The sequence below is a fragment of the Lachnoclostridium sp. An118 genome, assembly GCF_002160985.1.
GTDB lineage: Bacteria > Bacillota > Clostridia > Lachnospirales > Lachnospiraceae > Claveliimonas > Claveliimonas stercoravium.
Genome location: NZ_NFLQ01000034.1, coordinates 1 through 14,018 on the forward strand (window position 1 = coordinate 1; position 14,018 = coordinate 14,018).

13 protein-coding genes are annotated in these 14,018 nt (G+C 37.2%); 3 read left to right on the plus strand and 10 right to left on the minus strand.

The genetic code is table 11. The features are described from left to right. Positions 1-1,030 (plus strand): ATP-grasp domain-containing protein (locus tag B5E62_RS16260; RefSeq protein WP_087175557.1); only part of this gene is annotated, 1,030 nt, incomplete at its 5' end. Position 1,031: 1 nt separating this feature from the next. After that, positions 1,032-2,084, plus strand: a complete 1,053-nt coding sequence (locus B5E62_RS16265; protein WP_087175558.1) for a hypothetical protein — start codon at positions 1,032-1,034, stop codon at positions 2,082-2,084. 7 nt (positions 2,085-2,091) lie between these two features. On the opposite strand, the gene B5E62_RS16270 is transcribed toward B5E62_RS16265, so the two are convergent. From B5E62_RS16270 to B5E62_RS16280, 3 genes are all read right to left on the minus strand, one after another. Beyond that, positions 2,092-4,548 (minus strand): hypothetical protein, encoded by a 2,457-nt coding sequence (locus tag B5E62_RS16270; RefSeq protein ID WP_087175559.1) that lies wholly within the window; start codon positions 4,546-4,548, stop codon positions 2,092-2,094. A gap of 635 nt (positions 4,549-5,183) precedes the next feature. Beyond that, the gene (locus B5E62_RS16275) at positions 5,184-5,990 is read right to left on the minus strand and encodes a hypothetical protein (RefSeq protein ID WP_087175560.1); all 807 of its coding nucleotides are present in this window, start codon (positions 5,988-5,990) and stop codon (positions 5,184-5,186) included. Between the two features lie 31 nt (positions 5,991-6,021). Then, positions 6,022-6,870: a hypothetical protein gene (locus B5E62_RS16280; RefSeq protein ID WP_087175561.1), complete on the minus strand. Its 849-nt coding sequence runs from the start codon at positions 6,868-6,870 to the stop codon at positions 6,022-6,024. Between the two features lie 225 nt (positions 6,871-7,095). Between B5E62_RS16280 and B5E62_RS16285 the strand changes: the two genes are divergently transcribed. Then, positions 7,096-8,328: a sigma-70 family RNA polymerase sigma factor gene (locus B5E62_RS16285; protein ID WP_162610341.1), complete on the plus strand. Its 1,233-nt coding sequence runs from the start codon at positions 7,096-7,098 to the stop codon at positions 8,326-8,328. 14 nt (positions 8,329-8,342) lie between these two features. On the opposite strand, the gene B5E62_RS16290 is transcribed toward B5E62_RS16285, so the two are convergent. From B5E62_RS16290 to B5E62_RS16320, 7 genes are all read right to left on the minus strand, one after another. After that, positions 8,343-9,194, minus strand: a complete 852-nt coding sequence (locus tag B5E62_RS16290; RefSeq protein ID WP_087175563.1) for a hypothetical protein — start codon at positions 9,192-9,194, stop codon at positions 8,343-8,345. 148 nt (positions 9,195-9,342) lie between these two features. After that, positions 9,343-10,440, minus strand: a complete 1,098-nt coding sequence (locus B5E62_RS16295) for a hypothetical protein (RefSeq protein WP_087175564.1) — start codon at positions 10,438-10,440, stop codon at positions 9,343-9,345. Further along, on the minus strand, positions 10,433-11,884 hold the full coding sequence (locus B5E62_RS16300; RefSeq protein WP_087175567.1) for a DUF5677 domain-containing protein: 1,452 nt from the start codon (positions 11,882-11,884) through the stop codon (positions 10,433-10,435). Before B5E62_RS16300 ends, B5E62_RS16295 begins: the two co-directional genes overlap by 8 nt. Positions 11,885-11,932: 48 nt before the next feature. Continuing rightward, positions 11,933-12,784 (minus strand): KilA-N domain-containing protein, encoded by an 852-nt coding sequence (locus tag B5E62_RS16305; RefSeq protein ID WP_087175565.1) that lies wholly within the window; start codon positions 12,782-12,784, stop codon positions 11,933-11,935. After that, positions 12,768-13,058, minus strand: a complete 291-nt coding sequence (locus B5E62_RS16310) for a hypothetical protein (protein ID WP_087175566.1) — start codon at positions 13,056-13,058, stop codon at positions 12,768-12,770. The genes B5E62_RS16305 and B5E62_RS16310 overlap by 17 nt, the downstream gene beginning before the upstream one ends. Beyond that, positions 13,059-13,484 (minus strand): hypothetical protein, encoded by a 426-nt coding sequence (locus B5E62_RS16315; RefSeq protein WP_242958016.1) that lies wholly within the window; start codon positions 13,482-13,484, stop codon positions 13,059-13,061. A gap of 33 nt (positions 13,485-13,517) precedes the next feature. After that, positions 13,518-13,805 (minus strand): hypothetical protein, encoded by a 288-nt coding sequence (locus tag B5E62_RS16320; protein WP_242958018.1) that lies wholly within the window; start codon positions 13,803-13,805, stop codon positions 13,518-13,520. Positions 13,806-14,018: the final 213 nt, after the last annotated feature.

A 14,018-nucleotide genomic window follows, 5' to 3' on the forward strand; every position in this document is an offset into this window, starting at 1 on the left:
GAGGATAATACCTTATTATCCATATATCTTTTATGAGGTGAATATGAAAAAAATTAGAGTACTTATTTGTAATGTTTCTTATCAGGCTTCAGCTGGAAGCTTTATTAAATTGTTGAGGAATTCTCGATATTTTGACTGCTATATTGTTGGATGTGATGTTATCGAAAAAGGATATTCGAGCGGGAGTATGCTAGTGGACAAATTTTATCCAATTCCTTGCACGCATAATAGTCAGCAGTATATATACATAATTAAGGATATCTGTCAGAATGAGAATATCGATTTGATTCTCTCTGCTGAGGAAGAAGATTTGGTTCTCTTTAAGCAGCATAAAATCCCGCAGGCAATATATAAATATATTCCAGACGAATCATTATTTAAGCTTTTTAACGATAAGCACCTCGCAAATAGAAGTATCTCAGAAAATGGTATTCTTATTCCTCATACAATAAATACTCGTACTGATTTCGAGGCATCAAACAGTTCAACTTTTATTTATAGAGAACGTATCTCCTGCTGTAGCAGAGGTATAAGAGTTTTGGAAAGAAACGAAATAAATGATAAATACATCTTTTACTCTCCAGAACATATTACTCAAGAATTTATAGAAGGGAAAAAATATACGGTAGATGTCTTTTGTGACAGAGAAGGCGGTGTACGTATGATTGTGCCAAGAGAATCTCTATCATCAAAAGATGGAATAACTTTCAAATGCATAATCGAAAATAATACGGAATTAATAAAGCTCTGTAAAAAAATATATTCATTATATTGCCTGCCGGGAATTTCCAATATTCAGTTTATAGTCAGAAATGGACGAGCTTATTTTATTGAATTAAATCCGAGAACAGCTTCGACATTAATTGCTTCCACGTTGTCTTCTGTAAATATACTGGATTTATATATACTCCATTTCCTTTTTAATGAGGAGATTCCTTCGTATGACACATTAATGGGGACTGTAAAATGGGGAACTATTATTTCAAGATATTACGAGGAAACTGTTTACAGAGAAAGTGAGGATACATAGCTTGAATATAGATGATTTAAAACAATATCTGCAGCATTTTTATAATCGAAGGTTTGAATATAATGTATGGGTAATTGCTAATGTAAGTAATACGATTCAAAATGAGGAGGATTTTATAGAACATACAAGTTTTTCTGAATTCTTTTCAAAAGCCGAATTTGCCTCAATCATATCTGCTATCACAGAGTTATATGGATATGTACGCATCTTTTATTCGGAAACAGAGCTAATGACATATGTCTTAAATAATAAATCCAACCTTAATACAGAAAAAATTATTATTTATAATTTTGCTAGAGATGGAATATGTGAAGGGAAAAAATCCTTAATTCCAGCATTTTGTAATTTGTTTGGATTAACGTATACTGGATCGAACCCATTTGTTATTTCGTTACTACGTAACAAAAAAATTTATACAAGTTATTTGAGGGCTTACAATATTCCAGTCCCTATTACAATGTCATATAAAAAGAACCGTAATTTTTCAAGCCATATATTCCAAGAGGAGTATTTAATTGTTAAGCATATTTATGAATCAGCCAGTATTGGTATGACAGAAAAAAATATAATTAAAAACTGCGAGGATCATTTACTAGCGCCGATTCTGGATGAATTATGCATTAATATGAAAAGTGACGAAATACTAGTTCAGGATTATATTAAGGGTAGAGAATGTGAAGTTTTCGTTATAAAAATGGGGGATGAATATCTTGCTTTTCCGCCTATAGAATTATCAATTCATAATTCAGAAATCATAACAACATCAATTTCTGATACCTTTGATTACTCTTTTAGTCCTTTGGAAAGAAATGTTACAAATCCAATCTGTAATGCGATAATGAATGCAGCGAAAAAAGCTGCTGAACTGCTGGGTGTTGATACCTATGCAAGATTTGATTTTAGAGTCAATCCAAGAGGTGATTTTTATTTGATAGATATAGCAGGAACTCCCTATATCACACGCCATAGTTCAATAGCATATTTATTTATAAATTGTCTTGAACTTAAATATACTGATATCTTCTTACTTCTGGGGGCTTTGACCCAGAAGTAAGAATGTTCTACCACGAAGTAAACTGTAAGTCCGATAATAGAAGCCCACGAGAAGAATATGCTTTATTACATTTCGAATAACTTAGAAAATTTAACGAATATGTTCTGGCATCTGGAACAACTTTTTTTGAGATTATAGACTTAGCTGCTTTTATTCTCAATTCCATGACTTCAGTTTCATGAAATATTGCAGGATAAAAAGCGGTTAAGTCTTTAATTATTACTTTGCACTTATTCCAATCTTGCTTAACAAGAAATCTATAAAATTCGAACCAGGCAAAATGGTATCTATAGAAATCATTGACAGATGAATCATGTATATTCGAAACCTCCTCGCACTTTAATGACATTTCTATATCACTTTTTGCTTTTAAATATTTTTCTTCATTACCGATGTATAAGCATAGAGAAGCTATATTAGTTAATATAACATGATTTTTCCCATTTGCTTCAGAATCAAGTAATGTCTCTAGCTTTTTGATTGTACCATACGCATATTTTTGTAGCAGTTTTATTTCAGTTTGTTCTTGTTCATACAGTAAAAACTGACTAATAAAAAGATTATTATAAATCTTTTCTTTCTGCTCTATATACAAATTCTTTTCATTGATAAGTTGAATCGCCTCTTCACAGTTATTAATTGACTGTCTATATAAGCCCATCAATATTAACATTCCCGCCTTTGAAGCTAGAGTTAATGCCAGCTCGTCAAAAATATTTTTTCCTCTGAAATATGATTCTGCCTGTTCATAATAGACTAAAGAAACAGAGGGGGCAGCAAACAAAAAGGCTTTTCGATTGAACACATTAATAATATAATCAGCATAACTTTTCCTTATAAAATGATGATGAATATAGTTGACCAAAATAAGGCTTTGATCATACAGGTGATTGAATTTTTCAATATCATTTTTTGTATCTAACACATAAGGTGCAATATCAAAAAGAATTTTTAACGATAAAAGTTTTTCTTCTTTTGGACGAAATACAGCGTTTGTCATTAAAAGTATGTTCTTATCAATATAAGATTCAAGTATCATTGCCAATTCATTCATAGTACTTTCTGAAAAAATATGTCCCACCTGACCATTCCTAAATTGTAATCTTCTGATTTCGGCAGCGGCACCTATGTTTAATGAAGTCAGATTTAATTTAGAAATGCTAGTTTCGGATTTTAAATAATTCCCTTTATAATGCTCTTCATATGCATTACATATACAACTGATTTTATCGACCATCTGTCTATCAGAACAGTTGTCTTTTATGAAAGAAATTATAGACTGCTTAATTACCTGATCTTTGATAAGAAACGCTTTTGACAATGCTAAAATCAATAGTGCAAATACTTCATTACTAATAGCGCCAAAATACTTGAATAGGAACAATGCTCGTTCGAAATACTCATCTTCATAATGTTCAGATAAATATCTATAATACTGTATTAATATAGTTGATTTATCAAGTATATAGTTATGACATAAATAATTTTTTTCTTTGTCTGAAATAAAATAATAATTTTGATATTCGTATTTATTGGATTTGACATCGAAATCCAGAAAATACTCATCTACCGCACACTGAAATCCGGCACTAACTATTGCCTCATTTTTATCTTGGATAGCACTTATCATTTGAGGAGTCAAAACGTGAATGCTTTGTGACGAAATAAAGAGGATATCTTTCAGTTCATTTGCGCTCAAATTATATTTATATCCCGCAGATATATAATATTTTAATTTCAGATCTATAATTCCTTCTATTGAAGTATTAGTCTGGGATGAATTTATAATGTATTCGCTATAACTATTAACCAAATTAAAATTGGTACCACATAGTTTATATACTTGATTTATTTTTTCATTAGTGAGTATTGAAGGAGAGTAGTAGAGCCTTTCTTTCAAGTATAAAGTTAAATCATGTTTAGTATAGTCTTCAAATACAACTTTGATGATATTATTATTCGTAGAAAAATAATCATTAGATCCGGTCATAATGATGCAAATATTTTTTTGAACATTTTCTTCAATGATTTTATAATTACATATCAGTATTTCCAGAAAATCTCGTGCTTCTGATGATAATGTATCATAATCTGGAGCAAAAATAAAAATATTCTTTTTTATAAATCCTGCGGTTTTTAGATTTTCTATAATATAGTTTATCTTAGTATTTTCAGTATTTGAAGAAATAGAAAGGGACATTTCCATAAATTCATGCAAAGTGAATGAAATACCAAATTCAAATTTAGTATGTGGGAATCGTTGTTTTTTTTCTAGAATCGCATCAGATACTACCTGATATATCTTAAATTGCTTTTGAATTTTTTTTTGAAGATTCGCCAATACGTACTTTTTCCCAGAACCTACCTTCCCTAAAAAGAAATATATTCCGCAGGGGTTATTCATAAGTTTACTAGAAAAATACTCTATAAACTCATTTCTATTTTTACATAGTATGTTTTTCAATTCTTATTCTCCTAAAAGATCTAATTAATAAAGGATAATAAGGTATTATCCTCGCTACTTAGTTAATAATATACCATTTAATCCCACGCACCACAATCTCACATTTTTGTGGATGTGAAACCAAGAAAATACATTCTGTATAAAGTATTTCTTTTTTTGTGTGTTTTATCCATAATGTACCTTCTCTTACAAGCTTTCCATAAGCTAACTTTTTACCAACACTCAATCAGCCCACCATCAATATCTCTTCCCCGCAAACCATTTTCCAAATAAAAAGCAAGGAAAGACGAGAGACTTTTTCGCCTCTCTTTTTCCTTGCAATGAGTCGTCTGTACTATTTTAACATAAACATCCCAAACTTTCTACATTTTCTTTATTTGGTCTTGTTCCGCTATAAAATATTTTTTTATTTCACTTCTCCTGCAAAGCAGCTTCTTTTCGCTTCTGTCTTATATGTCTCGCCTGATCATACTCGTATATACTCATCCTCTTTGCCTCCGCTCGATATTTCCTCAAAAACTCTTCTTACCAGACTTGCAGACACGTCAGACGCCGCAAAAGGAAAAAACTGCCGGAAATATAATGCTTTGTAATTATCACAGCACTTATTCCAAGCAGTTTCCATAAACATTTTGTCATTGATTGAATTTTGCTCTCCGGGAACCGGCGGTCTTTGCGGTCCTCACCTCTTCCTCACACTGCTGTCTCTGTCTCACCCTCTTATCCACAGTGTGAAAGAGGAACAGGGCCATGGCAGGAAAGAACCCGCAGCACCCCGCAGTATTGATCAGAGCGTAGAGCAGGACATCCGATGTCACCAGCCCCTGCGATACCGCCTCTATTCCCCCGCACTGCATCACTGCGTAGGGGATAAAGATAATGGCGTAGGCGATCAGAAGATGCCAGGCGTACAGCCTGTGCCTTGTAAATGTTTTGACAAGACAAACCAGCAGGATCAGAATACTGAGCAGCATAGGGAGCACGGTCAGGAGTGTCCAGAGGCTGACTCCAAATTCCGAGAAAATCTGCGGAATGATACTGTAGGCTCTTGCCCAGACAACCACAACGCCTATCACCGTACATATACTCCCGATAACCGCCGTCAGTATCATTAGTCCTCCCGTGATAGCGACAGCCGCCACAAAGACCACAATCGCTGTCAGGATGGAACCGAACACACCCAAAGCTGACGTGCCGGCTGCTCCCAGCTCCGCCTGCTCCGCCAGGCTCACTGTCCCTCCCGCGTTTCCTTTGCCTCTCGCACCTGCTGAGCCGCCGCTCTTCTCCCGCGCGGCGCTCTCCCGTGCCAGTCTCTGGTTTCTCTCCTGGATAGTCTCCTTCAGATATCCATTCTTCACATTTCCATAATAATATTTTCCGTCCGTCCCTCTATAATATCCATTACCGGCAGCGTCTGTTCTGGTAGGCCGTACTTTGATCATAGTCTTGTCCTCCTCTTTTTTACCTCTGTATTTAATCCACTTCCACTCCCCTGGCGTCAGGCGTATCAAGAGAAAAGCCCGGATGATCTTCCCCCGTCATGAGCACCAGCGTTCCAAAGCCCTGGAATCTCATATCATAGACCTCCTGTACTCCCAGCCCCGGATACAGCTCGATCTCTTCCTCTGTCTCCCTGTAGGGCTGCCAGCTGTCCCCGTCCGCTTCCGACACATCCGCGTTCAGGCCAGAGCGGCAGGAGTACACGAGAGTTTCACTTGCCGTATTATTTCCAGTCTGATCCGTCTCCAGCTTCAGTGTAAAGGGCTGCGCATCAGGCTCCTGATATGCGGCCTGCGGAATTCTTACAAGCAGCTCATCATAATTGTCTATCTCCTGCTGCAGATCCTCTCTGTCCGCATTTATCGTCTCATACTCCTCCGGATAATCCACCAGCGCCTGCTGGATCTCTTCCATTCTTGAGTCGAGATCCTCCTTCTCTTCCTCAGCCTTTTCCTTACTTTTCTCAGCAGACTCTGCAAAATCCTGCATATCTGTTTTAAATACCGTCTGATCCTGCTCTTTTGCAAGCTCTACGATCTCCTTCTCTGACAACCCCTGAAGATTGGAATAGGTAATGTCCGTTTTGTAAGTCGTCACATTCCCTTTTCCGTCAAAGCTCATGACACTATCTACTTTTTCGTCCTTTGCCGCTGCGCTGTCAGAATAGAACCACACGCCCTCCTGCCCAAATGCCTCAGACGCAGGAATCGGTTCCTCCCCTTTTGCGTTGCTGACACCCTTTGTTCCTCCGCAGGCTGTCAGTGAAATAGCGGCCATCCCTGCCGCTGCCAGTGCCATTCTTTTTACCATCTTCCTTTTCATTATACCATCTCCTCCAATATCTGAGCAAATTTTTCGGGACATCTGTAAATCCCTGTTCATTTACTCAGACAGTTCTATTTCCGGAAAGGTTTTATAAAACAGAAAATTTTTTTTGGTCCGCTGAAATCTGGCTTCCATTAATTGACTGGCCACAGTATCCCGGCTATAATTTAACTGTAGCTATCCACAGGGCATATGATCAAAACAAGAGAAAAGCAAATTAAAATGAATTATACAGAGGCAGTTAAGCTCGCACGGGCAGGAAAGCAGCAGGGGTTCGAGTTTTTGTTTGAGAGCACCTATAAAAGTAAATATTACCTGGCGCTCCAGTATATGAGGGAGGAAGAGGCCGCAAAGGATGTACTGCAGGAAGCGTATATGAGAGCCTTCTCAAAATTGGAGGCGCTTCAGAGCCCGGAGGCTTTTCCGGGGTGGCTCGGGATCATCGTGGCAAACACAGCCAGAAATATGCTGACAAAGAAATCGCCGCAGCTCTTTTCTGCTGTTGACTCAGAGGAAGGGACAGACCGCCCGGAATTCCAGATAGCAGACGAGCGGATAGACAGTCAGCCGGAGCTCGCCTATACAAGGCAGGAGACTCAGGAGCTGGTCCATGAGCTGATCGACTCTCTTTCAGCGGAGCAGAGAATGTGTATACTGATGTTTTATATCGAGGGAGCCTCTATCAAGGAAATCGCCGCAGCGGCCGGCTGCTCCGAGAACACGGTGAAATCCCGTCTGAACTACGGTAGGAAAAACCTGAAGTCAAAAGCAGAGGTGCTGCAGCGAAAGGGCTACCGGCTGTATGGCGCCGCGCCTCTGCCGCTGCTTCTGCTACTCCTTAGGGCCGAGTGCCGCGCAATGGATGCGGACGGCGCCTTTGCAGCAGTTGGGAGAGCAGTCCGGGAAACCATTTTCTCCGCCGCACACGTGGGAAATCTGTCTCATATGTCCGCCCTGGCAGGAAAAACCGCAAAAAAAACTGCCGCCAAAAAGGGCTTAAAGGGGGGCTTTATACATACAGCGGCAGGGAAGGCTGCCGCCATAGCAGTCGGCGCATGCGTCACCGGTGCGGCCGTGTTTGGCGGGGCTTCCTGGATTTCCTCCCGCTCAGACAGCACGGCGGGATCAGAGGCAGACTATGTCCTCTCCGCCCAGATAGATCAGAAGTATACCGAAGGATCCGGGACAAGCATGAGAGTGACCGGCACGCTGACCAATCAGACCGATGCGGACTGGGATGAGGTGGATCTTATCTTTACGCTTGTCGATTCTGACCAGGAGCCTGTGGAGATAGGCGGCATTGTGCCCGAGCTGCGGGCCGACATAACAAGCCTTCCCGCCGGAGAGACGCAGGAATTCGTCACCTCCTGGTTCCCCGGCGTCCTGGAGTCTGACTTTGAAAAGGTAGCGGACTACCACGTGGAGAAGCTGGAGTATGGAAGTGCGGGGGAGTAGGGGATGATCAAAAATCATGTTCGCAGAAGACTCCCTTGACTTCTTCTGCGATAGACTTCCTCTATTTTTATCTGCTTCCTCCTCCAAAACTCGTCTGCAAGGTCCATGTACCTTATGACGTCTTTATATTCTGATATTGGCAGGGCTCCTTGCCTTATTATTTCATCAACAAATTCTTTACTATCAATAAAATATATTTTTTCGCAATAGTCATATATGTCACGAAAACTATGCAAATACTTTTCTAAAAATTCCCGGTTTCTCCCCGCCTGGCAAACTACCGCATCTGAATTTCTCTCAAAATACTGGTCCAGTTTATAAATGAACACATCCGGACGGTCAAAGGGATCTTTGCCCTTCACTCCCTGCATGCTTCCCAGCGCCTGCATCAGCGAAAAATTAATGAGGGTATGGTGGTTTTTCCTGCACTTTTTTAGCCTGTCAAGCGCATATGCGTCACCACCTATGAGTTCTCTAAACTGTTTATACTTCTTTTCATTAAAATTGAAATCGCATTCACCGCCATATCTATAGGCCGGCTCCATATAGGTCACGCCTTCTTTTTCAATCCTTAACGTGTCATTTTTTAAAGCAAGCAAACGATTGTAGTCCCTGCTGTCAGGCGATGGCAGATCAATGTAATTAAGCCAAATATTTCTTTCTTCACAAAAACACTTATTTAAATTACTAAGTTTGCTGTGGTAGTTGTAAAAAACCAGGTGACTGAAATCATATCCTTCCATTCTGCCTTCATAAATCGTGCGATAATGTGTCCACGCCGATGGAGAACTGTCTGGGTCAAACCTTATGATTTCGTTCCTCCAAACGCACATTTCTCCCGCTGTGATATTTTTGAAATAACTCATGTTCATTGTTCCCTACTTTACTAGTAAACGTGTCCATTCAACAATATCAAGATTGCTGACGTGACAGCAGAGCCACCGTCTCGACGGTATTACCAGATTCCCACAAGACCTTTAGTAACCAAACTCCTGTCGATTAATTTCTAGCAATTTATACCTGATTATCAAGTAAGTATTTGTTTATACCCATTCTTATTTTTACTAATAGATCTTCCAGTATACAATTCATATGCTTAAAATTTTTGCTATTAAATTCGTACTCCTTTTCTATTTGCTTTTCAAATTGACCTATAACATCTATTTGCCCCACAACATCGCAATATCCTTTAAAATCTATAAGTTTTATTAATTCCCAATCAAATTTCTTATAAAAAAGATGTGTAAAAGCCATTTTAAATATGACCTCTTTCATAAAAGGAATATCTAAAAAATTCGCACCTATAATCGTTAAATAATTAAATGTTACTCCATATCTTATATATGGTACCATTTTGTACTGTGTCGCACACAATAAAATCTGCAATGATTGTGTAATAAATCCCAGAATTGAATATAAAAATTTATGACTTTTCGGCATATCTCCAAATGGATTGTTCGTCTCATTCAAATAATTTTCAAACCTAATCATAATATTTTCTTCTCTATCTTCCCCTTCTAAAAAAGCAACTTGCTTGTGTATTCCTTCTTTTAACATAGAAGTTAATTTAGATAACGATTTAACTGCAAATAGTTCTTTTACCGTTAATTCCTCCTTAAACATGCTCATTAACACTTTCTCGGAACCTTCTTTTATTAAGTCATCTTCCATTCTATTTATTAATGTAACTGGAAGTAAAATAACTTTTCCAAAGCATTTTTCTAATATTCTCAAATCATCATCAAACGCTAATATAATCTGCTTTTTCATCATTTTATAAAAGCTGTCATTTAAAATCATTTTAATTGCTTCCGCATATTTTGCCAATGGATCATCTACAATATGCACTTTCCCTAAAGATACAAATGGGTAATGCTCCCCTTCTCCTATATCTAAATATGTGGCTCCAGTAAATAAATACGTATCAAAATTATCCGAAATATTTCCCATAATTAACTCGATTACATTTCTCTTAGAATACCAAAAAAGGCTTATTTCATCTATAACATAAACAAATTCATCCTTATCTTTTTCATCATACAATTCTTCTAGTAACTGTCTGTATTCTTTCTGGATTTTACACAATTCTCCTATCAGATAATTATTATTCAAACTTTTGCACCTCTTCCAGCAACTGCTTAGGAATAGAAATATATCCATCAATAATCGCTAATATTTTATTCATTGTCCTAACACAATCTTTCCATACTGAAGGTAACTTTTGTATCCCTATACAATCGGGAACGCAATGATATTGATGTGCTGGTGAATTACATTTTAACAAAGCACTTTCCCGAACAGCTCCCCAAAGCCCATGTTCAAACGAGGAATCATAATCATAAAACAACTTATATAATTCTTCCTCTCCAACCTCTTTAGCTTTTACTCTAATAGCCTGTTTATCAAAATAAGATGTGTCCATATTAATATACTCTTCATCCATATATTCATTAACAAGTAACTCAATATATCTGTAATTAACATGTCCATCTTTGTAAGAACATGGCGTGTTTCTTTCTCTTGTCATAACCAATTTATATAATCCTATTCCATAGTACTGATACTCATTCCATATATTTTGATGTTCTTCTTCATGAAGTATCAAGTATTTGAGCATTATATAATCTTCTATTAAGTTTCTTATAATTCCTCTGCCAGAAATTTCATTATATAAATCATGTTCTACTAACTCCTTGATTCTTTTATATGCGTATGTTGATATTCCTAAAATAACCAAATATTTCTCATTTAAAGGTGCGGTAGAAACAAATACCTTCGTTAAATATTCAAATATTTCCTGCAAAAAATCCAAATAACTTTCAGGACATTCTGCTAAATTATCATATTCAATATAAAACGTTTCACATTCACTCATTTCGCTTATTCTCTTCCAAAATATTTCCAAATTTCTTTTATCTACATTTCCCATATCTAATGTACCCATTTCCATACTCCGAATAGTAGGGCGTACCAACCTCATTCTTTCATCTTTATGTTCTATATGTGGATATTCACAAATGGTTTCTAATATATTCTCTGGAACATGCAGTCTGCCTTGTAGCAGAACAAAATAAAGCACTACAAATCTAATATCTGTTGCAAAAAAAGAATGTCCATCAAATCCTTTTCTCAGTACATCACATATTCTGTTTACTTTAGTTTCATAATCTTCATTATCTCGGAAAAGCTTATTAAATATTTTATATCGCCGATAAGTATAAATGAGTGTAAGTGGCGCTAAAACTTTCTTTTCAGCATTCTCTTTTACAAAATTCCAAAATTGTTCTTGTTTTATATCATCCATGGATAATATATTCGAAATGGTCGGTGCATTAATTTCTGGATTTAATTCATGAAGTTTAGTTATCATCTCATAACATTTTTCCAAGCCTTTTTTTCTTCCATATTCCTCAAAAATAAGTCCAATCCAAATATACTCCGGCAACCGCTCAAGTGCCCAATTTTGCATTACACCAATATCACCTAACATATCATTCCATGGAGTGATAAATTTCCCCTTTTTAAATTTATGTTTTTCCAATTTACTATGTTCCATTACCATTCCCCAAATCATATCAAAACACTATATTTCTATCCATCTCTTTTATATGTCTTTCTTCTCTAATTTCGGCAAATTATTTAAACTCACATTTTCCAATGTCTGTAACTGCTGTACCGCCAACTGCCGAAGCAATTCCATCCTCTCTTTCTGATTCTTACCCTGATTTATTAAAACAGCATTATAGCTTTCTAAATTTGCAAGTACCAGTAACTGATTCAATGTTGCTACGTCCCGCATATTCCCTTTAACAGTCGGATTTTCATCTTTCCATTGCTTAGCCGTCTTTCCAAACAAAACAACATTCAACATATCTGCTTCATTAGCATAGGTATACGCCACCTGTGCGGGCGTTAATTCTGGAGGAATCAGATTCTCTTTAATTGCATCCGTATGTATCCTATAATTCAACTTAGAAATCTCTCTGTTCAAATTCCAATTCAGAGATAGCCGACTATTCTCATCAGTCTTTAATCTCCTGTAATCTTTCATGATATATAACTGGAATTCAGGAGAAATCCATGTTGCGAAAGACATAGCAATATCGCTATGGGCATATGTTCCGCCATAACGTCCTGCTTTTGAGACAATACCGATAGCATTCATCTGCGTAATCCATTTTGTCGGTGTCATAACAAAACGATTTAATCCAGCCTCATTTTTAACCGCCTCGAATTGCACACGGTTAAAATCTGGATTATGCAGTTCTTCCCAAACGCCTAAAAACTCAATCGTATTTCTATTTCGCATCCAGTTTTGAATCACAAATCGCGGGTCGTCCTCATTTCGATATTTTGCAATATCCGTTAATGAAATAAATTCATTTTCAAAATTTGTAGTATAGATTCCTATGTCAATACCTTTTGCATGGATAGTCTCCTTAACAATTTTCGCCATAAGTATCCTCCTCTCCCCACATTTCCCGATATGCTTCAAAATAGTCCCTAATACAACCGGGATATACATCCAAATACTTTCTACATACCCTTTTGTACAATCCCAGGATTTTTTCATCACACGCAAAGTCCAGTAAATAATCTAACAAATGTGACAATTCATCTTCTGACACAATTCTGCTACACACATCTTCAACCAATGGCAAATAAACCTCATAGGCTTTCTGATGTAATTGGACTATCTGCTCTGCAATCTGGTAAATATTTTCATCCATTTAGATTACCTCAAAATGCTTTAGCGCCTCCATGATCGCTTCTGCCTTTTCTTTCGGCGGATGTTTCCTCGGTTGCTTCAATTCCTCTGCCGCATTAGGCGTATCATAATACATTGACAATCCCAATGCCCTTTTCACTTCTGCAATATAAGCAGTATGTACCTTAAATCCATACTTCTTCTCTACATATTCCTGTATCATCTTATATGTGATTTTCGGTTTCGGCTGATATTTCTTCGCCCGTTCTGCAATCGCATCCAACGATATCTTATCGTCGCCTTCTCCAAATTCTACCTTTACGTTGATAACGCTATCTGGTGATTTGTGGGACAAAAGTACTACCGTCTCCACATGTGTCGGCAGTCCCTGGGGAACATATTTCCCCAGCCCCGTTACTGCCTGATGAATACATTTTTTCTGATACATTTCTTTCCAAAATATCTTTATTTTCCAGCTCCATTATGATACCTTTTTCCCTTTCTGATTTGCTTTATAGTCTGCTTTCGCATCGTCCACTTTCAAGTCCTGATTACATTTCAGAACAAAAGTCAGTTTATATGGGGAAGGATTGCCGTTTTCATCATAGCCGCCGACAGTTACCTTTTCCACGATGCTTTCAAACACGATACGGTCAAATTCATCCAGGATATCTTCATTTTCCAGTGTCTTCCGAAGTTGTTCCATACGCTTGCTTATATTCTTCTGCTGTCCGATATTTTCTTCCAGATAAGCCTTTTCTTCTGTCATCTGATGAAGTTTCCGCTGAAAACTCAACTTTTTTTCATCATAATCTTCCTGCTCTATTTTACCATCAATCAACAGATCTGTTAATCTGCTTTTTTTCTTGAGTTTCCGCAGAATTATCCCCTTAGATAAATCTACCGTATTTCGTTATCCACAACTTTCAAAAAATGGCCAAAATATAAGGAATCCTAATCCTTTTTGATGTAAAATTAAGCT